This window comes from Enterococcus sp. DIV1682a, from assembly GCF_051711005.1.
In the GTDB taxonomy this organism is placed as follows: domain Bacteria; phylum Bacillota; class Bacilli; order Lactobacillales; family Enterococcaceae; genus Enterococcus_B; species Enterococcus_B hirae.
Map to the genome: position 1 here is coordinate 727,528 of NZ_JBIOLT010000001.1, position 21,222 is coordinate 748,749.

Genomic DNA, 21,222 nt, shown 5'->3' on the forward strand with positions numbered 1-21,222 from the left:
TTGGAAATCAACATACGTTTCTACTGTTTTTTATTCAATAAGGAGTGGGAGGACCTAAATGAACTCCTGTTTTTTGATTTGTTCATACGATTCTGTAGCATCGCTGCATTTTTCCCAAATCACTACTCTATTTTCGGCTAGCGATTTTTTGACATCGATGATGCGTTGATTACTACTACCGCGAAACTGTAGTTTTAAATCCTTTTTACTTAGTTCAAAACGTCCATCAACTAAGATATCGATTTTTGCTAAAAGAGCTAACTTGTCTTCGGAGTCTTGAAGTAGTTCGTCAAAAGTATAACCGGTCCACGACCAGATATCTTTGGTCTGTCCAAATTCTTGTCGGATACGTTCAACGACTTGGAGACAGACGTCCGTGTTTAGAAAAGGTTCCCCGCCTAAAAGGGTCAGTCCTTGAACGTAATCATGGCGGAGATCGGTAATGATTTGTTCTTCCAGCTCTGGTGTGAAAGGTTTACCATAGCGGAAGTTTTGCGCTGCTTTATTGAAACATCCTTCACAAGCAAATAAGCAGCCACTCACATAAAGACTATTTCTTACGCCTTCGCCATCCACAAAGTTAAATGGTTTGTAATCAGCAATGTAATTTTGGCTGTAATCTTGTGCCAGCCATTCTTTAGGTTTAGGATTTCGCATAAAAAAACTTCTTTCTAACATCAAAGTATGAAAAATTTACTTAAAACTCAAACCAGTTTCACAGCAAGCAGTCTCAGAAAAGATAATGGACTAGCCTCAAAAAAATACGAATAAATCGAACGGTCACGGTTCACACACCGTTCGATTTATCGTAGTCACGCTGTGAAAGGGGATTGTTTTCTAAGGAATAACTGATCGCTCTATCTTTTTTTTTAGAGTGAATTAGAACGAAATAGTAGAGAAAGATTACTTCATATGTTTGACACGTGAAGAGATCTCCTTGTGACGACCGTGAACCATTGGACGTGCTTGTGGGTTACCTAAATAGCCACAGGTTCTTTTAACGACGTCACAAGTTTTTGGATCATGATTGCCGCATTCGGGACATTCAAAGCCACGTTCGGTTGGTTTGAAGTCACCTTCAAAGCCACATTTGTAGCAATGATCAATTGGTGTATTCGTTCCTAAATAGCCAACTTTATCGTAAGCATAATCCCAAACGGCTTCTAATGCTTTCGGGTTTTGTTGAAGCATTGGGTACTCACAGTAATGGATAAAACCACCAGAACAATACTTCGGATAATCTTTTTCAAAATCTAGTTTTTCAAACGGAGTTGGGTTTTTACGAACGTCATAATGGAAACTATTCGTGTAATATTCTTTATCGGTGATATTTTCGACTTCGCCAAATTTTTCTGTATCTAAACGGCAGAAACGATCAGTTAAGCTCTCACTAGGTGTAGAGTAAACGCTGAAATGATATCCATATTCGTCACCCCAAGCATCTGCTTTGGCTTTTAATTCCTTCACGATATCAAGGGTAAAATCTTTTGCTTCGGGATTGTTTTCCCATTCCCCACCATAAAAAGCAGAAGCCACTTCGTAAAGACCGATATAACCTAAAGAAACCGTTGCACGACGATTTTTGAATAATTCATCGACAGCATCTGTTTTTGAGAGACGTTTACCGAATGCACCATACATATATAAGATTGGTGCGTTAGCAGGGATCGCTTCTTTACAACGATCGACACGATAAACTAAAGCATCTTTCATGATGGCTAAGCGCTCAGAGAGGATTTGCCAGAATTTTTCCTGATCGCCTTTCGCTTCGATGGCAATACGAGGTAAGTTTAGTGTGACCACACCAAGATTCATTCGTCCAACGTTCACTTCTTGGCCATTTTCATCTTTCCAACCTTGTAAAAATGAACGACAACCCATAGGTACTTTGAAACTACCGGTTAATTCAACGATTTTGTCGTAGTTTAAAATATCAGGATACATCCGCTTAGTTGCACATTCCAAAGCTAATTGTTTAATGTCATAATTAGGATCAGTTGGGTTCAAGTTTATGCCATCTTTTAATGTGAAAATCAATTTAGGGAAGATAGCTGTCCGCTTTTCGCTACCTAAGCCATTGATCCGATTTTGTAAGATTGCTTTTTGAATTTCTCGCTCAAACCAGTTTTTTCCTAAACCAAAGCCAAGAGAAGTAAATGGTGTTTGACCATTTGAAGTAAAAAGAGTATTGATCTCATATTCTAGACTTTGCATCGCATCAAAAATATCTTTTTTGGTTTTTGATTTCGCATACTCTACTCGACGTTCAGGTGTTTCGATCCATTCTTCTGCATCCGCTAAATGTTTTTGATAATTCAGTTCAGCGAAAGGAGCAAGTAATTCATCTGTTCGGTCAGCAGAACAACCACCATATTGACTGGAAGCTACATTTGCAATAATCTGTGAAATTTGAGCAGTAGCAGTTTGAATTGATTTTGGTGATTCCACTTCAGCATTTCCAATTTTGAATCCGTTGTTCAACATTCCTTTGAAATCGATCAAACAACAGTTTGTCATTGGTGTGTATGGATGATAATCTAAATCATGGTAATGGATGTCGCCTTTTTGATGCGCATTTGCGATATGTGGGGGCAACATTTTCAAACCGATGGATTTTCCAACGATACCAGCGGTTAAATCTCTTTGAGTATTGAAGACATTACTATCTTTATTTGCATTCTCATTGACAACTGTTTGGTCTTTATTGATCAATTTTTTGATCGAAAAATTGATATCTGTCGCTTTGCTTCTGGCAAAATCACGTTTTGTGCGGTAATTGATATATTCTTCTGCTAATTCATATTCGTTTTTTTCTAAAAGAATGTGTTCAACGATATTTTGGATCTCATATATTTTAACGTTGTCGGTAAAGCGTCGTTTGATTTCTTGAACGACTAAATCCACGATCGTTTGAATTTTTTCATAAGTAAGTGGAGACAATGAGCCATGAATTTTCTTTTCAGCTTTGACTAAAGCCTCATTGATTTTTGTTTCATCAAATTCGACACGTCGACCATCTCGTTTAATGATTGTTATGTTTGATACTTCTGAATGAAGGGGATCTGTTACTTTTTCTTCAATTTGTACACTCATTTTATTCAACTCCTGCTAAATTCTTCTTGTCTATCATAAAACAAAATCCACGAAGGAGCAACTAAATACTAGCTATATATAGTATGCAAACAGGTGTATAAACGAACAACTATACTATATGTTGTATATATTTCTTTGTAAAAAAAAGTGAAAACGTAAGTTTATAGGATTTTTATTTTGAATATACCGCTTTCGTGAATAAAATAGATGAATAAAAATTTTTTTAAAAAAAGGTTATGTCTGTGAAATGATAAAAATCTAAAAAGAAATGCTCAAATGCTGTAAAGATCAGAGAAAAAAACCAAAGAATATGCTAATATGCTGGTAAGTGTGTCAGTGTGGCGAGTAAGCAAAACCCAAGGAGGAAAGCCATGGATAAAATGATTGAGGTAAAACATGTAAGTAAAAGCTATGGAAATAAGCTTTCGCCGGTAAAAGTACTTGATAATATCTCTTTTACAGTAGAAAAAGGAGAATTTGTTGGCATCATGGGACCGAGTGGTGCTGGAAAGACGACTTTGATGAATATTCTTTCGACGATCAATCTACCAACGATGGGAAGTGTGTTGATCCAAGGAAATGAGATCACTAAAATGAAAAATAATGAATTGAGTGACTTCCGTCGCAAAAAATTAGGATTTATTTTTCAAGAATTTAATTTGATCGATACATTGAATGCGAAGGACAATATCTTACTACCATTAGCGGTGGAACGAATCTCGAAAGAAGAGATGGAAAAAAGTGTGTTGCATGTTGCTCAATTATTAGGGATCGAAGAAATCTTAAAACGTTATCCAGATGAATTATCAGTTGGTCAGAGACAACGGATTGCGGCTGCTAGAGCATTAGTTATTCAACCACAAGTCATTTTTGCTGATGAGCCAACTGGGTCTCTGGACTCGAAATCAGCCACCGAGTTACTAAATTATTTAACAACGATGAACCGAGTAGAAAAATCAACTATCTTATTAGTAACACATGATCCGTATACAGCCAGTTATTGTGATCGGATTTTATTTATCAAAGATGGGGTGATTTTCTCTGAAGTAGTTCGCAGAGGTTCAAGAAACGAATTTTTTGAACGGGTGATTGATATGCAGGCGACCATTGGGGGAGGTGGAAAACTCAATGCTTTATAAGTTGGCTGCGAAAAGTTTTCTGCGACAGTCAAGAGGGTATCTCGTTTACTTTTTTAGTCTAACGTTATCAACGATGATCTACTATTCTTTTAGTACGATTTCTTATGATCAATTATTGAACCGAAGGACACAGCAAGATTCTTTATTCAATGTTTTTTTTGGTATTGGTAGTTGGATTATCTTAATCGTATTACTTTTTTTTGTTATTAGTGCAAATCGTTTTTTCTTTAACCGCAGACAAAGAGAGATTGGGATCTATCAGTTGTTTGGTGTGAAGAAAACCCAAATCTCACTGATCTATGTATTGGAAACAATGGCTATTGGATTATTCGCCTGTACAGCAGGGATTATTTTAGGAATCATTTTCTCAAAATTATTTTCTATGATCTTGATTCGCATGATGAACTTGCAAATCACGAGTCTTTTCTTCATTTCCGTGCCATCGATTTTTGAAACATTTCTGTTGTTTTTTTTGATTTTATCTGTTGTTTCTTTGTATTCGTTATGGAAAATCTGGCGCTATCCGACGATTCGAAATTTTGGCGAATACGATCATTTGGAAAGTAGCAAGTTAAGAGTTCGGACACGCCATCGTTTTTTAGGAACACTGGGTTTATTGCTGATCTCTAGTGGTTATTTCTTTGCGGTCCACTATCGGGAATTTGCTGCTAAACTTTTTATTTTTACGCAAGATCTTCGCTTTCCTTTCTTATTATTTGTTCTGATCCTGCTGTTTTGTGTGATCGGGACATATCTGTTCTTTTGTTTTTCCCTACGTGTGTTAATCGATTTGGTGAGTCGTTCTCGAATTAAGTATCGAGGGATCAACTTCTTGCTGATCGGCAATACGCAGATCCATCTGCTGAAAAGCTGGCGGATCAATTCGTTGATCACACTGATCATGGCTCTAGCTTTAACGATGATTGGCGCAATGATGAGTGCGACTGTCATCATGTCTCGAAATGTGGAGATGGTCTCACCGGTATCTTATCAAATGGATAAGGCAACAGCCGACAAGCTGCGACCGCTTCTTGCAAGTGAAGGGCAAACGATCACAAAAGAAATGACGATCAATTACAAAGTAATTGGAAGTTACTATAATGATAAGTTAGACGGGATTTCTGAGGAAAAAGTATTTCAATTGGTAAATTTGATTCCAGAAAAAGAATATCATGCCTTTCGACAATTCAATCCTAAAATGCCTAAAATTGATTTAACATCGGATAACAGCACTGTGGTATTAGATAGTATGAAAAATATCTTTAGAAATTTTTCAATGTATGATTCAACATTCTACTTGCCTGATCAAACTTTAGATATTCAAGCAACCTTACCTAATTTTTTAGGAGATGGTTCGTTGAGGTATTTCGGTCCGACACTCGTTGTCAGTGATGATTATTTTGCTAAAGCATCTGGACTAAACTATCAAGTGGTCAATTGGAATGTGCAAGGGGGAGATCAGGAAAAAATCATTGAACGTATTTCTAAAGAGATTCCTACAAGTTATGAGAACATCATTTATTATGATTATGAGATCAAAGGAGAGTCTATAACTGGAACGATTCATAAAAATGAATCGCACCAAGAAAAAGCAGCTTCAGATCAATCTTCTGATGAATACAATAATGAAGATTCACGTCTTAACTTTTCTGCACGTTTCCCATTTAAACGGACAGTTGAACAAGGAATTGGTTTAATGTCGTATGTTTCGATCTTTATTGGAATAATTGTTATTGTCACGACTGGAAGCATGCTGATGGTTCGTCAATTAGCAGAAGCAGAAGAAGAACGAGAGAATTATCAATTATTAACGAAATTAGGGATTTCTCGAAAAAAAGTGAAGCGAGTCATCTTTGGGCAAAATGCGATCATGTTTTTCCCACCAATTATTTTGGGGAGTATGCATACCTTTTTTGCCATTGAAGTATTTACTCAATATGTCGATACAGCAAATTATGGGTTAGCATATCTGATTTGTGGCTCACTTGTCTTGATCTATATCTTGTTTTATTACATCACAAGTGTCTTATATTGCAGGATTATTGAGGAGTAAATCAAGCTATATTTAAATGAGCAAAAGGTTAGTACTCTGTTTTTTTTATTTGAATGAAGAAAGACTTAAACGATTGGTTACATAGATCGTTTAAGTCTTTTTAGCTTTTTTAAAAAAAATCTTTATTTATTTGAGGTGATGCTTATATTATAATAACCGTCTTTTTGTAGTTAATCTAAATTGTGACAAAATTGTTAGCAGAAAAGCGATTACTGTTAGGAAAACAAATGTTGTTTTTTAAAAAGAATGGGTAAAATTGTTTTGAGATTCGATTAGGAGGGAAATATAAATTGAAAAATTGGTGGAATAATCCTCAATTTAGGTACTGGGGCACGGTTGTGGTACGAACATTATTGTATAGTGCAATTATTTTTATGTTGATTTATTTGTACCATTATAAAAATGTCCAAGGCGGATCTTTTATCTATAATGAATTTTAGGAGGAAGACGATGGATATTCAAACAATCGTTGAATCAATTGATTTTTTTGGTCAAACGGAACCAGATCGGGTCGTTTATCAGACAGAAACCACAGAGCATACCTATGGGGAGCTAAAAAGAAAGTCCGATGCTTTAGCAGCTTATTTAGACAGAAATCTACAGAAACAGGGACCAATCGTGGTTTTTGGAAATCTAGAGTTTGAAATGATCGTTTCTTTTCTGGGTGCCACCAAAGCTGGTCATGCCTATCTTCCGATTGAAGAACATACGCCGAATGAGCGAATTGAATCAATTCTTCGAGTAGCAAAACCAGTTTTGATCATTAGTGTCGGTGACTGGCAGATGGAAACAGATGGTATCCCAGTGATTTCTCGGGAAGAATTAGCAACGATCACGAAAAAAGAGAGTCAATACGAAACAACACATCCAGTTAAAGGTGACGAAAATTATTACATTATTTTTACCTCTGGTACTACAGGTGAGCCCAAGGGTGTGCAAATCAGTCATGATAACTTATTGAGCTTTGTTCGTTGGACGATCCAGGAATTTCATCTTGAACAGGGTCTACGTTTCTTAGCACAAGCACCATTTTCGTTTGACTTATCGGTTTTTTCGATTTATCCAGCACTTGTGACAGGAGGAATGTTAAAACCCTTAGAAAAAGCGGTTATTCAAGACTTTAGACAATTATTTTCTACTTTAGCAAAGTTGAAATTAGATGTCTGGGTGTCAACTCCTTCATTTATCGATATCTGTTTGATGGAACCCACTTTTGATGCGGAACATGTACCAGATCTAGCCACTTTCTTGTTCTGTGGGGAAGAATTAACCAAAAAAACAGCGCAAGAATTATTAAAACGATTCCCTGAAGCCCGTATTTATAATACGTATGGACCAACGGAAGCCACGGTTGCTATTTCAAGTATCCAAATCACTCAAGGTATTTTAGATCGCTATGAACGTTTACCGATTGGTTATATCAAAGAAGATACCGAGGTTCAGATTGTGAATGATCAAAAAGTGCAACCGGTCAATCAAACAGGTGAAATTATTATCTTGGGTCCTAGTGTCTCCAAGGGGTATCTGAATAATCCAGAAAAAACCAAAGCTGCTTTTTTCAAGAAACAGGATCAACAAAGTTATCATACTGGCGATGCTGGGTTTCTTAATGAGGAAGGTCTTTTGTTCTATGAGGGACGAATGGATCAACAGATAAAACTTCATGGGTATCGTATCGAATTAGGAGATATCGAACACGGGCTTTTGTTAGATGAACGGATTAAACAAGCGATAGTTGTTCCAAAATACCAAGGAACTAAAGTTCAACAACTAGTTGCTTTTATTGTATTAGAAGAAAATTCGCCAGAACCAAGTTTTAAACTCTCTAAATCAATTAAGGAAAAATTGGCACATTCGGTCATGGATTACATGGTCCCTCAAAAAATCAATTACATTGATCTTTTACCACAAACGGTGAACGGGAAAATCGATCGGAAAAAATTAATAGCTGAGGTGAATCCTCAATGACCTTTCCACATATGATCCCGTACGCAGAACCTTATTATTTTCTGCTGTTAATCATCGGTTTAGTACCGATCGTGCTATCATTGTTGATTCGAGGGAAAAGATTGCCAATTTATCAAACACTCATCACCTTGCTTTTCTTATTCATCAGTTTTGGTGGTGTCTATTGGCAACAAGGTGTAGCCTTGATTGCATATGTTGTTTGGCAGACATTATTAGTTTGGGCTTACTTCGTTTACCGTCAAAAGAAAAATCAAGGTATTTGGTTTTACTTAGCGGTGATCCTAGCGATTTTCCCATTATTTTTAACAAAAGTCACACCGTTTTTTGCCCATGGGAAAGAATCTTTTCTAGCTTTTCTAGGGATCTCCTATCTAACCTTTAAATCTGTTCAGATGATCATGGAAATTAGGGATGGATTGATCAAGAACTATCAGCCTTTTCGTTATATTCAATTTTTACTCTTTTTCCCAACGATTTCATCTGGACCAATCGATCGCTATAGAAGATTTGAAAAGGATCAATGTCAGCCGCCTGCAACTGAGAAATATCTGACATTATTAGAAAAAGGTATCCAAAATATTTTTCTAGGTTTTTTATACAAATTTATTATTGGCTATTATTTGGGTCAAGTGTTGTTACCAATCGTTTCCAAAGCTGCCTTGCAACATGGTGGTTTTTCTTGGTCATTAGTAGGATATACCTATGTGTATAGTTTATATCTGTTTTTTGACTTTGCAGGCTATAGTTTGTTTGCGGTGGGAACGAGTTACTTGATGGGGTACCAAACACCAATCAACTTTAACAAACCATTCTTGTCTTGGAATATCAAAGAATTTTGGAATCGTTGGCACATGACGTTATCATTTTGGTTTCGAGATTATGTTTATATGCGCTTGATGTTTTTCTTGATGAAGAAAAAATGGTTCAAAAGTAAAATTGTAACCTCGAATATTGGTTATTATGCATTATTCCTATTGATGGGAATCTGGCATGGTCTAACTTGGTATTACATCGTGTATGGGTTGTATCATGCTACTTTGATTTGCTTAACCGACGTTTGGCTACGATTCAAGAAAAAACATAAAAAACAACTACCATCCAATTGGTTTACTCACGCTTTTGCTGTCTTTATGACTTTCCAAGCAGTTTGTTTTAGTTTATTGATATTTTCGGGCTTTTTAGACCAACTTTTGTTTAAGTAAAGCAGATGATTATCTAAGACTTAAAAATGATTTATTTTACATTATGATTATTTAAGGAGAGATTATATTATGGAAGAACAAATTTTAACTATTTTAGAAGACATTACAGGAACAGATGAAATAAGAGAAAATCGAGAGCTTGATTTGTTTGGTGAAGGATTGCTGGATTCACTTGCTTCTGTTCAATTATTAGTCGAATTAGATGGACAATTAGATGTTCAAGTCCCTGTTTCTGAATTTGATCGTGAACAGTGGGGCACACCGAATAAAATCATTGCACAAGTACAAGAATTGAAGGGATGAGAATGAAAAAGAAATTATTTGCTATTTTCGGTCCAATCCTTTTAGCCTTTGGATTGATAGCAGTTTTTTTCACTTCTTCGTATCGTGTGGATCTAACCGACCCAACAATCATAAAAAAAGCTTCTACATCCATGTCCGAAAATGTGTTAAAAGGAGATGCCATCAAAAACGAAGCCTTAGCTGAAAAAAAATATGTTCCTTTTTTTGGTTCAAGTGAACTCAGTCGGATCAGTCCGTTTCACCCATCCGTCTTGGCGGAGAAATACCATCGTGATTATCGTCCCTTCTTATTAGGGGCACCTGGGACACAATCATTAAGTCAGTATATGATGATGCGCTCTGCAGGAGATGATTTGAAAAATAAGAAAATCGTTTTTATCATTTCTCCACAATGGTTTGTCAAAGATGGCGTAAAAAAAGATTATTTTGATACGTATTATTCACAGTTACAAACCCTTGACTGGCTGTTCTCATTGAAAAAAATCACTCCTGCTGACCGTTATTTAGCTAGAAGACTTTTACATTTTTCTATCGTTAAAAAAGATGAAAAATTGACGGAAATGTTACAAATGATCAAAAAAGGTCAACTTCCTTCTGTTGAAAAACGAAATCAATTGCGCTTGAACTGGAATATTTTAAAAAGAGAAGATGAAATGTTCAGCAATATTGGTCTGAAAAGTAAACAAGACAAAATTGATCAGGCAATGAAGCCGTTGCCTGCTAATTATCAAGAAAAAGTTCTGGAAAACCTAGCGGAAAATATTGGGAGAAAAAGTACAAGCGACAATTCTTTTGAGTTAAAAAATGATTTTTATAAAGAGCGCATTCGTCACCACTTAAAAGAGCTGAAAAATTCTCAAAAAAATTGGGATTATCGTTTTTCACCTGAATTTTCAGATTTTCAATTAGTCCTACAGCAATTAGCCCAAGAACAGGCAGAAGCATTATTCATCATTCCACCTGTGAATCAAAAATGGAGTGATTATACTGGGTTATCTCAAGAAATGCTTCAAGGATTTGCAAAGAAAATCAAATTTCAATTGCAGAGTCAAGGCTTTGATCGGATCGCAGATTTTACAAAAATGGCTGATCAACCTTATTTTATGGAAGACACCATTCATTTAGGTTGGAAAGGGTGGCTAGCAGCAGATCAACGGATTAGACCGTTTTTAGAAAACCAACAACAACCAAGTCACTATCAATTGGATCCATCATTTTATAGTAAAGACTGGCAAGAACATTCACCAAATGATTTAAAAGAAAACCAACAGTAATGGAGTTTCGAACACGAAGTGCATAAAAGAAACGCTCGTTTACTGCTGTCAGTCCATTTAAGAGAAAATAGCGATTGCTATCGTATGCATTATGCAAAAAAGCCAGGATTATTGAAAGTTATTCGGTAAACTTTCGAGGAATCCTGGCTTTTTTCTAACTGAAAAAATCGTTCTGCTGAAAAGCACACCTAATAAATGGTATAATCTAGCTATCAATACGAGAAATGAGGGAGACGTTTTGGATAAAAAAGAAGAACAGTTATTGATTGATCTGACTTCAGCCAAAGGAGTACCAGGCAATGAAGAAGAAGTGAGACAAGTCTATAAAAAGTATGCAAAAGACTTTGCGGAAGATATTTTTTATGATGGTTTAGGTAGTATTATCGCCAAACATGGTTCTGGTGGTGGACCTAAGATTTTTATTTCCGGTCATATGGATGAAGTGGGATTTATGGTGACTAAGATCACTGATAAAGGTTTTTTGGAATTTCAAACATTAGGTGGTTGGTGGGGACAAGTGATGTTAGCCCAACAAGTGGAAATCAAAACGCAAGCTGGGAAAGTGATCCATGGCGTGATTGGTTCGAAACCGCCACATGTTTTAACCCCACAAGTAAGAAATAAACCGTATGATATCAAGGATATGTTTATTGATATTGGAGCGACAAGCGATAAAGAAGCAAAAGAATGGGGTATTCGCCCTGGCGATATGGTAACCCCATATATTGAGTATAAACGGTTGAATGGCGGTAAATTTTTACTAGCTAAGGCTTGGGACAATCGCATCGGTACAGCTGTTTCATTACGAGTTTTTGAGAATTTAGCAAAAGAAGGACATCCCAATGTTTTATTCGCAGGGAGCGATGTGCAAGAAGAAGTTGGCCTTAGAGGGGCACGCACAAGTACGCACTTAGTGAATCCAGATATCGCCTTTGCTTTAGATACAGGAACAGCTGGAGATACACCGGGGATGACGCCAAAAGAAGCGGATTCGATTTTGGGTAAAGGTCCACAAATCTTGATTTTTGATGCTTCAATGATTCCACATAAAAAACTGTTGAATTTTGTGATTGATGTGGCGGAAGAAATGGATATACCATTCCAATACACCGTCATTACTGGTGGTGGGACAGACGCAGGACAGATGCATTTGACAAGAGATGGGGTACCGTCTGTGGCGATTACTGTTCCGGTACGGTATTTGCATTCACATACTTCAGTGATCCATGAAGATGATTATTTGAATACTGTGAAATTAGTGACGGAATTAGTGAAGCGATTAGATCACAAAACAGTTGAAAAGATTAGGAGTTATGATTAATGGAAACAAAGTTATCACTTTCAGATTATCGCAAAAAAGCTCGAGCTAGCCTTGCGCAACAATGGGGAATCAATGCTTGGCTAGTCTTTCTTTCGATGTTTGTTGCGGGTTTGATCCAAATGTTTTTTGAGGGATTTTTTTTCGTAGATAGCACGCAACAACAAATAGTTAGCTTTTTACTAGAGAATTTCCTTTTATTTGCTTTTTCATATGCCTTATATTACATTGCGCTGGTAGTCGTTCGTGGTGGCAGAGCAAAAAGTAATTTATTGTTTGCCGTCTTTCAAAAAAAATATTTTGGACCTATTTTAGTGATTAATTTGATCAATGTTGTGATCAATTGGATCATTAATGCCCTTGTTTTATTACCAGGTTTTTTGATTGGTGGTGTCAATACTTATACACAATTACTATTTAATTCAAACACAATTTCAACAGATGTGTTATCAGGGAATGCTTTGGACATTAGTTACGTTTTGACCACCTTGCTCATGACCTTTGTTTCTCTTTTGTTGATGAGTATTGTGGGCGGATTGTTTCAATTTGCGGCTTGGACTAAATTTGATTACCCAGAACTTTCAATCATCCAGTGTTTGCAATACGCGTGGTATTTATTAAAAGATCGTTTAGGTACTTATATCCTATTACAACTTTCATTTATCGGGTGGTACCTTGTTGGAGCCCTAGCCTTGTTCTTTGGTTTATTGTGGGTTATCGCCTATGTCAATGTGACTATTGCAGGTTTTTACGAGCAAGCAAGACTTGAAAAAGAACCCCCAGCTACTTATTTTTCATAAAACATGAGAGAGGTTTCACAGAAAAAACAGGATTCTATTACATTGATTCTGAAAGGAGAACGATCATGAAATTAACTGTATTAGGTTGCTTAGGCGCCTATCCATATAAAAATCAAGGAACGACTAGCTATTTATTGCAGTCAGCTGGCTTTAACCTACTGATCGATGCTGGTAGTGCCACCTTGATAAAATTACAAGAGCATCTTGAACCGTTAGAACTTGATGCGGTTATCTTGAGCCATTACCATCATGATCACATCGCTGATCTAGGTGTATTGCAATATTATTGGCAACTACATCCTGAAAAAGAACCAGGAGCTATCTTGCCAATCTATGGTCATACTAAGGATACTTTTCATTTTGATGAGTTAACAATGCCGAACGTGTCAGAAGGACGTGGCTATTTTGAGGCAGAAGAATTGAAAGTAGGTCCTTTTTTAATCACGTTTATGGAAACCATCCATCCAGTGGTGTGCTATGCCATGCGAATCGTCGAAGAAGCGACTGGCAAAGTCTTTGTTTTTACAGGTGATTCCGGCTATTTGGAAAGTTTTGTAGAATTTGCTGAAAATGCAGACTTATTTCTAGCAGATACTTATCTGTTTGCTGGTAATGAACGACACAAAGCGCACTTTACGTCAAAAGAAGCGGGGGAACTTGCGAAAGCAGCAAAAGTCAAAAAGCTAGTATTGACCCATTTACCTCAATTTGGGGATCTTACACAATTACAGAACGAAGCGCAACAAGCTGCGGGTGATACAGTAGAAGTAGCACTAGCAAAAGTCGATAAAGTATTTGATATCTAGGAGGAAGACAATGATTTTTGTACCGAATGACAAGCATGATCCACGTATCAATCTAGCAATTGAACAATTTTTACTCCAAGAAATGCCTGTTGATGAACCGATTTTATTGTTTTATATCAATGAACCATCTATCATTATTGGGCGTAATCAAAACACGATCGAAGAAATCAATCGAGATTACGTTGAACAACAGGGCATCCATGTCGTTCGTCGTTTAAGTGGCGGTGGAGCCGTCTATCACGACTTTGGAAATTTAAACTTTAGTTTTATCATGCCTGATGATGGCGATTCTTTCCGTGATTTTGCTAAAGTTACTAAGCCAATTATTCAAGCTCTTCACGAATTAGGGGTATCTGGAGCAGAATTAAAAGGCCGAAATGATTTAGTGATTGATGGTATGAAATTCTCTGGTAATGCAATGTATGCAACGAATGGTCGAATGTTTGCCCATGGAACTATCATGTTTGATTCTGACATCAATGAAGTGGTCAATGCGTTAAAAGTAAAAAAAGATAAAATCGAGTCCAAAGGGATCAAATCGATTCGTTCTCGTGTGACCAATATCAAACCATTTTTACCTAAAGAAAAACAAGAAATGTTAACAGAAGAATTTCGTGATGAAATTCTATTAAAAATATTCGGAGTAGCAACGCTGGCAGAGGTTAATACGTATCAGCTAACAGACAAAGACTGGATCAAAATCAACGAAATCTCTGATCGCTATTATCGTAATTGGGATTGGAATTATGGGAAATCACCTGATTTTAACTTTTCGAGACAAAAGCGGTATCCGATTGGTTCGATCGAAGTCCATCTGAATGTGTCACATGGTTTGATTGATGATGTGAAAATATTTGGTGACTTCTTTGGGTTAGGAGAGATAAAGGACGTCGAAGAAAAACTGATTGGACAAAGATATGATAAATCAGTTTTAAGTGATGTAGTAAAAACGATTGATATCAAAAAGTATTTTGGTGCGATCGAAGCTGAAGATTTTCTTGCTCTTTTATATTGATCGAATGTTAGTCATTAGTCAAAAACAGGGAACACCAATGATTGGTGTTCCCTGTTTTTTATCTTTTTTTGAGAAAGAGAACGAATATTATTTTGTCCGCTCAAACCTTCATTCAATGAATCAATTTTCCAATCTGCCAAAGACATTATATGCTTTTCTTGGGATTTGTTTTAGTCAATTGGATGATTAAACGATCTACCTGACTATCTTTTTCCTGAGTCAACGTTCCTGCATAACGTTCCGCCACATCTTGGATTATTTTTAAATCAAACTGTTCTTGTTCAGCAAAGTTTTCGGTAATTCCTTGTGAAAAGAGATTTGTTTCATAGTTTGCGCTATGTTCACAACGAATCAATAGTTGATTTTCTTTTTCCTGCATCGATAAATAAATTTTTCGATGCATTGGATCTTCAATGGCATGTGTTTCTCTAAAAGAATGTTCTAAGACATGAATCAGTATTTGGGTCAAGTCATCATCATTGACGGTCAATACTTCTGGTAGTTCGGCTTGAAACTTCACTTTGATATTTCGCTTTGATGCAATCTCTTGATAACGAGCTAAAATAAGATTAGTGAGTTGGTGAGAGGAGTAAGAGAAAATAAATTCAAAATTTCGAGCATTAGTTAAGATAGTTTGCACATAATTTTGTACTTCATCGGTTTCTTCTTCCTTGACCAAGTGTTCTAAGTTTTCCATAGTTTGGATAAACTCAGTTCTTAATGTACTGATTTCTTGAATGTGATCACGTAGCTGATCATAATGCTGTTCAAGTAAATCCGATTTTGTTTTCAAGAAATTAACAGTTCGCTGATGCTTATCAAAGCTGATGATGTACTCGATAATATTATAACAAATGATAATAATCAGAATAATCATAAATAGAATAGTAGACCAATTAATATTTGCATTATAAATACCTAATGATGGTTGGATATAAAGCATACAATGGAAAATGGCAATCAGCACAATCCACGGTGTACAAGCAATGAAAAAACGATTATTCCGATAGGCTTCCCCAACACAGACAAGGGAAGTAACTAATGTACTGATTACACTAACCGCATTAACAATGGGCATTAGTTCAGTTAATTCTCCTACTGTCATCAATGAATAAATAAGGACACCTATTTGGATGGAGACTTGCAGAAAACAAAAGAGGCCATATATTTTTTGATAATGTTTCATTCGGGATAAATAATACAATACCAGAAATACTGAAGTTAAAATAGTAAATGTATCAGATAAAATCGAATGAACGATTGGTTCAAAAAGGATGCCGCTTAATATATCTTCAGAGATTGATTCAAACCCTAAGACTAACGCAAAACAACTGAGAATGATCAGTGAAATATCTAGTGTCTTTTTTTTGTAAAGCTTAAAAATGGCGTACACCAATATCCCAATTCCTAAAAAGATGGCAATGATCATGGTAACTACTTGAGGAACAGATTGGGAAAAAATAAAGCTGATGATTGGTCCCGTATTTCCAACATAAACTTTTGGTGGAATACCCGAATAGTTTTCATATGGTGAAGTAACCTCGATTTTTAAGTGTTCACCAGCATAGTGTGTAGGCAGATCAATAACTGCCAAAGATAAACCAGGATGAAGTTGGTCTTGTTCATTTGTTCGATCATATAAAAGTTGATCATTTAAATAAACTTTTATCCATTGGTTGTTTCCCCGAATCACTAAGTTCGAATCGTCCATCTCTTCTTTTAATATAGTTTCCATCACAAAAGTTTCATTTCTTTCAACTGTTGGAAGGTAACTAATATAATGACTATCAAAACGAAAATCAGGTTCATTTTTTAAGTAAAATTCCCATGAATTTTTTATTTCTTTGACCTTTCCACTATCAGAAGGAGTAAAAATATAATAAAAGAAATATACTGTTATCATTAAAAATAACGTTGATAATAGAATAGTGAAAAACCATTTTATCTTTAATGAGTTCGCTTTTTTAAAATATTCAATGTTATTAAAAAAGTTCATAATGTGTCCTTTCTAAAAGTAACATTTTTTTTAGGGTAAACGTTTTTTGTTTTCTAGTCAATCATAAACCTGCATAAAGTTAGATAACCAGAGTTATTTTTTAGATTTTTTTTAAAATTCTTTCAATTTGTTTTAGAAGAAATAGAGTTAAAATTGATAAAATTAATTCGTTATTATATGATGGGAAATAAGAAATGAGTAAAGGGAGTGGAAACTAGTGCCATTTTATAAAAAAATAACCTATATTAGTTCAATTACACTGATTGTTATTTTAGCGATCATTTTGAGCATTATTTTACTTCCTAAAATAGCTGGTCTATCAACCCATATTATTGAAGATCGTGGTATGAGTCCTTACTATAGCCAAGGAAGTTTGATCTATGTACGTCCGAAGAAACCAGAAGAATTGTTGGTTGGTGACGTGATTACGTACTATGAAAACTCAGGAGAGCAAATAACCACCCGACGAGTGATCGCAGTGGAAAAAGACCATCAAGACTTTTATACTAAAGCAGATAGTTCCACGCAGACCGAATCCGGTGTAGTGGGGAGAAGATACATCATTGGAACGCCCATTTTTCAGATTCCCTATATTGGCATTCTTTTATCAAAGTCAGCATTTACTTGGATGCGCTGGCTATTTTTTACCATCGCCTTTTGTTTGACCGGTATTACAGCTTGGAACATGTTAGATGAATTTGAAAAAAAGAAAAGTTTCAATCGGTTTTTTACTCATAGCCAACGAAAAGGAAAGTGAGTGTAAATTTGTTTGCAACTTGTGGATTTGTCAGGTTCTTCGTATAATAATTTGGAAGAGGAGGCAGATTATGCGTAATGAAATGATGCATCGTCCGGTAGTAAAAGAAGAGTTAGTTGATTTTATGCGGACAAAACAGAAAAAACTGTCTGGAGAACTTGGTTTGATTGAAGAAGAAGCCCATTTAGCGGAAGTACCGATCATTCCCCATGAAACAGTCGTATTCATGCAGTTTTTATTAGGGCAATTAAAACCAAAGAATGTTTTAGAAATTGGTGCAGCTATTGGTTTTTCTTCTAGTTTGATGGCTCAATTAATCAGTGAAAAAGGTCACGTCACGACGATCGATCGTTTTGATGTTATGATCAAAAAGGCCAAGGCAACTTATGAAAGACTTGGCTTAACCGAAAAAGTTACTTTACTAGAAGGACAAGCGGCTGATATTTTACCAGAACTAACTGGGCCTTATGATTTTATTTTTATGGACAGTGCCAAATCGAAATATATTGAGTTTTTACCAGAATGTTTACGTCTGCTAAAAAAAGGTGGCGTATTGATGGTTGATGATATTTTTCAAGGCGGAACGATTTTATTGCCTGATGAAGAGATTCCTAGAGGCAAACGTGCCATTCATCGTAAATTAAATGAATTTTTACAGGTCGTCATGACCCATCCAGATTTGACTTCCACATTAGTGCCGCTAGGTGATGGTGTGATCTTGATAACTAAAGAAAAAGAGCAAATTCATCTACCTTAAGAGTATTTACCTTGTTACGACAAAAAGCTTGCTTTTTGTCGGACACTAGGTAAAAGAGGAACGCTTTCTATTGAGCAATCTTTTTTATTGATAAAATAACTATTTCATATTGACAGAACCAAAATGATTCTATATAATTATTTTTGTTCCGAAAAAGCTGTCATAGTAGCTCAGCTGGATAGAGCATCCGCCTTCTAAGCGGACGGTCGGGGGTTCGAATCCCTCCTGTGACGTAAAAAAAACCAAAACCGGTAGAAACGAAAGTTTCTACCGGTTTTTCTTTGTTCTGGTAGTTGGACCAAATGGGTACGTAGCAAGTATTCTTATGATACGCAGTCTAATCAGGTAGGACCTAGGTATGTGTTAAAAAAGAATATATTGGATGTTTTTCTAAGTAAAAGGAGTAGGTAAAATTTTTACTCTACAAATTCATACATTCGTGTATTTTAACTTCGTTTAAGCAGAAATCAGTCCATCCTCTATAGGGGGATGATGTTTGGTATCAGGGAATCCAAGGCTTTTTTTATCGCTACAAGTGTGTTTGTTTTTTTATTTTTGAACGGTTCGGCTATACTTATTCTAAGCCGATAGGCAGAAATGAATAGGGGGAGAAAATATGTCGATTATTTCACAAATTATCATTACATTAGTCGCAATTGAATTTTTTTATATCATGTATTTAGAAACCTTTGCTACAACTTCTAAAGCAACTGGCAGAGTATTTAAGATGAGTCAAAAAGAATTAAGTAATTCGTCGGTACAAACGTTATTTAAAAATCAAGGTGTTTATAATGGATTGTTAGGTATTGGTTTATTGTATGCCACTTATATTTCGTCTGCACCAAAAGAAATGGCAAGTTTGTTATTGATTTATATTGTATTGGTCGCAGCTTACGGTAGTATCACTAGTGACAAACTAATTATTTTGAAACAAGGTGGTCTGGCAATCATTGGATTACTGACTCTTTTGATTTGAGTTAATCTTATTTTATAAAAATTTTCATGAAAACGCCTATAACTTTGTGAAAAAGCTGACATGAGTTAGAAAAATATGCTATTCTAGTAGTTGCGTGTTTCGTAAAATTTTTATAAAAAAGGAGTCTCTAGGTTGTTCAAAAAGTATATTTTTTTACTAAATGAAGAATTTGACGGATATGATCGTCAAAAATTCCAAAAAGATTTATTAGCTGGTATTACTGTAGCTGCAGTAGCTTTACCTTTAGCGTTGGCGTTTGGCGTGTCCAGTGGTGCAAATGCTGCGGCAGGATTAATTACAGCGGTTATTGCTGGACTTATTATTGGTGGCTTGTCAGGTGGTTTTTATCAAATTTCAGGACCAACAGGCGCAATGGCTGCGATCTTGATGTCGATTGCAGCTACTCAAGGGATGTCTGGGGTGTTACTGGCGACATTTTTAGCAGGACTATTATTGCTAGTGGCAGGCATTTTTAGATTAGGAACATTGACCTCTTTTATTCCAGCTCCAGTGATTACTGGATTTACTTCGGGAATTGCTATTATCATTGCCTTGGGTCAAGTGGATAACTTGTTTGGTGTCCATTCAGAAGGTGCAAATGTGATTGAGAAGTTTCTCAGCTATCAGACCTTTGGCTTTTCGATAAATTTTTCCTCCTTTATTATGGGATTATTAGTGATCATCGGAATGATTATCTACCCCAAAAAATGGGCTCAAACTATACCAAGTTCTTTGATGGCAATTATTCTTGCAACGGTTGCGATGTTCTTGTTTCACTTGCCGATAGCAACCGTGGGAAAAATTCCACAGACGTTGATCAGTAGCGATCGCTTAACGTTTGCAGCCTTTCATCTTGATTCTTTAAAAGAAGTGATGGTGCCAGCGATTAGCATTGCCTTGCTTGGCATGGTGGAAAGTTTGCTCTGTGGTGCTTCTGCGGGACGAATGGCAAACAAACCATTGGACAGCAACCAAGAACTTGTTGCGCAAGGAATCGGAAATCTAGTTTTACCATTTTTTGGAGGCATTCCAGCGACAGCTGCGATTGCCCGAACAAGTGTGGCAATTAAATCAGGGGCACAGACTCGTTTAGCTGGTATCATTCATGCTTTGGTTTTGTTTTTATCTATGATTATTTTTGCACCAATTATGTCAAACATTCCTATGCCAGCTTTGGCAGGAGTGTTGATTGTTACTGCTTGGCGCATGAATGAATGGGAAACGATCAACGTCTTGTTCACTAAGAGATATTGGTCTGGCATCTTATTATTTTTGATTACTATGGGATGTACTGTGATTTTTGACTTAAGTATTGCGATCGTCATCGGTATTATCGGTGGCTGTATTTTCTTTGTGATCAAAAGTGCGGCAATCACGATCTCGGTTGAAACAATCGATTGGGAACGAATGGATTTGCCAGAAACGAAAAAATTAGATAATTGGACAGTTGTCTATATTAACGGACCACTCTTTTTTATGTCTGCTGAAAAATTAAAAAATACATTAGCTGATCTAAATCAAAAAGAGGGGATCATTTTTTCTATGCGTGGTGTTCCAAGTATTGATTTAACTGCCCGAGCTGTTTTTGATGAGTTTCAAGAAAAAGCTAAAATGCGAGAACAAACGATTATTTACACCTCGCTACAACCAGAAGTAGAAAAACAACTACAACATTTATGGCAAAAAGCTGGCTTTGAACAACACCAAACAGTAGCGCATGCACTCTCAGCGCTGCATGAACAATATACGTAATCAGTCATGAGCA

The 21,222-nt window shown here is 36.1% G+C and carries 18 protein-coding genes and 1 tRNA gene; 16 read left to right on the plus strand and 3 right to left on the minus strand.

Annotated elements, in window-relative coordinates:
- Positions 1–54: 54 nt before the first annotated feature.
- Together nrdG and nrdD are read right to left on the minus strand one after the other, a co-directional pair.
- Positions 55–657, minus strand: coding sequence for an anaerobic ribonucleoside-triphosphate reductase activating protein (gene nrdG / locus IGJ23_RS03260; protein ID WP_010719826.1), 603 nt, complete (start codon positions 655–657; stop codon positions 55–57).
- A 246-nt stretch (positions 658–903) separates the two neighbouring features.
- Positions 904–3,093 (minus strand): anaerobic ribonucleoside-triphosphate reductase, encoded by a 2,190-nt coding sequence (gene nrdD / locus IGJ23_RS03265; protein ID WP_010719825.1) that lies wholly within the window; start codon positions 3,091–3,093, stop codon positions 904–906.
- Between the two features lie 371 nt (positions 3,094–3,464).
- On the opposite strand from nrdD, the gene IGJ23_RS03270 reads away from it, so the two are divergent.
- The 11 genes from IGJ23_RS03270 to IGJ23_RS03320 all read left to right on the plus strand — a co-directional run bounded on the left by IGJ23_RS03270 (position 3,465) and on the right by IGJ23_RS03320 (position 14,971).
- On the plus strand, positions 3,465–4,232 hold the full coding sequence (locus IGJ23_RS03270) for an ABC transporter ATP-binding protein (protein ID WP_034698771.1): 768 nt from the start codon (positions 3,465–3,467) through the stop codon (positions 4,230–4,232).
- Positions 4,222–6,285 carry an ABC transporter permease gene (locus IGJ23_RS03275; protein WP_367011051.1) on the plus strand — a complete coding sequence of 688 codons (2,064 nt, stop codon included), beginning with the start codon at positions 4,222–4,224 and terminating at the stop codon, positions 6,283–6,285. Before IGJ23_RS03270 ends, IGJ23_RS03275 begins: the two co-directional genes overlap by 11 nt.
- Positions 6,286–6,575: 290 nt before the next feature.
- Positions 6,576–6,725, plus strand: coding sequence for a teichoic acid D-Ala incorporation-associated protein DltX (locus IGJ23_RS03280; RefSeq protein ID WP_178286624.1), 150 nt, complete (start codon positions 6,576–6,578; stop codon positions 6,723–6,725).
- A 10-nt stretch (positions 6,726–6,735) separates the two neighbouring features.
- Positions 6,736–8,253 (plus strand): D-alanine--poly(phosphoribitol) ligase subunit DltA, encoded by a 1,518-nt coding sequence (dltA, locus tag IGJ23_RS03285; protein WP_178286623.1) that lies wholly within the window; start codon positions 6,736–6,738, stop codon positions 8,251–8,253.
- On the plus strand, positions 8,250–9,455 hold the full coding sequence (dltB, locus tag IGJ23_RS03290) for a D-alanyl-lipoteichoic acid biosynthesis protein DltB (RefSeq protein WP_010719821.1): 1,206 nt from the start codon (positions 8,250–8,252) through the stop codon (positions 9,453–9,455). The genes dltA and dltB overlap by 4 nt, the downstream gene beginning before the upstream one ends.
- Positions 9,456–9,524: 69 nt before the next feature.
- A complete protein-coding gene (dltC, locus tag IGJ23_RS03295; protein ID WP_010719820.1) occupies positions 9,525–9,758 on the plus strand; it encodes a D-alanine--poly(phosphoribitol) ligase subunit DltC in 234 nt (77 codons plus the stop codon).
- A gap of 2 nt (positions 9,759–9,760) precedes the next feature.
- Positions 9,761–11,032 carry a D-alanyl-lipoteichoic acid biosynthesis protein DltD gene (gene dltD / locus IGJ23_RS03300; RefSeq protein ID WP_367011053.1) on the plus strand — a complete coding sequence of 424 codons (1,272 nt, stop codon included), beginning with the start codon at positions 9,761–9,763 and terminating at the stop codon, positions 11,030–11,032.
- A gap of 238 nt (positions 11,033–11,270) precedes the next feature.
- A complete protein-coding gene (locus IGJ23_RS03305) occupies positions 11,271–12,353 on the plus strand; it encodes a M42 family metallopeptidase (protein WP_438774623.1) in 1,083 nt (360 codons plus the stop codon).
- Positions 12,353–13,150, plus strand: a complete 798-nt coding sequence (locus tag IGJ23_RS03310) for a DUF975 family protein (protein WP_010719817.1) — start codon at positions 12,353–12,355, stop codon at positions 13,148–13,150. Before IGJ23_RS03305 ends, IGJ23_RS03310 begins: the two co-directional genes overlap by 1 nt.
- 65 nt (positions 13,151–13,215) lie before the next feature.
- Positions 13,216–13,956: an MBL fold metallo-hydrolase gene (locus IGJ23_RS03315; RefSeq protein WP_010719816.1), complete on the plus strand. Its 741-nt coding sequence runs from the start codon at positions 13,216–13,218 to the stop codon at positions 13,954–13,956.
- 10 nt (positions 13,957–13,966) lie between these two features.
- A complete protein-coding gene (locus IGJ23_RS03320; RefSeq protein WP_010719815.1) occupies positions 13,967–14,971 on the plus strand; it encodes a lipoate--protein ligase in 1,005 nt (334 codons plus the stop codon).
- 145 nt (positions 14,972–15,116) lie between these two features.
- Here the strand turns inward: IGJ23_RS03320 and IGJ23_RS03325 are convergent, their stop codons facing one another.
- Positions 15,117–16,967, minus strand: coding sequence for a GHKL domain-containing protein (locus IGJ23_RS03325; protein ID WP_034698783.1), 1,851 nt, complete (start codon positions 16,965–16,967; stop codon positions 15,117–15,119).
- Between the two features lie 217 nt (positions 16,968–17,184).
- Here IGJ23_RS03325 and IGJ23_RS03330 point away from each other — a divergent pair, with 217 nt between their 5' ends.
- The 5 genes from IGJ23_RS03330 to IGJ23_RS03350 all read left to right on the plus strand — a co-directional run bounded on the left by IGJ23_RS03330 (position 17,185) and on the right by IGJ23_RS03350 (position 21,209).
- Complete coding sequence (locus tag IGJ23_RS03330; protein ID WP_010719813.1) at positions 17,185–17,724, plus strand: signal peptidase I; 540 nt, start codon at positions 17,185–17,187, stop codon at positions 17,722–17,724.
- Positions 17,725–17,794: 70 nt separating this feature from the next.
- Entirely contained in the window at positions 17,795–18,481 is a 687-nt protein-coding gene (locus tag IGJ23_RS03335) for an O-methyltransferase (RefSeq protein WP_034698785.1), read from the plus strand.
- 159 nt (positions 18,482–18,640) lie between these two features.
- Positions 18,641–18,714: transfer RNA gene (locus IGJ23_RS03340), tRNA-Arg, on the plus strand.
- Positions 18,715–19,097: 383 nt separating this feature from the next.
- Positions 19,098–19,457: a DUF1304 domain-containing protein gene (locus IGJ23_RS03345; RefSeq protein WP_063626739.1), complete on the plus strand. Its 360-nt coding sequence runs from the start codon at positions 19,098–19,100 to the stop codon at positions 19,455–19,457.
- A gap of 132 nt (positions 19,458–19,589) precedes the next feature.
- Complete coding sequence (locus IGJ23_RS03350) at positions 19,590–21,209, plus strand: SulP family inorganic anion transporter (RefSeq protein WP_438774624.1); 1,620 nt, start codon at positions 19,590–19,592, stop codon at positions 21,207–21,209.
- Positions 21,210–21,222 lie beyond the last annotated feature (13 nt).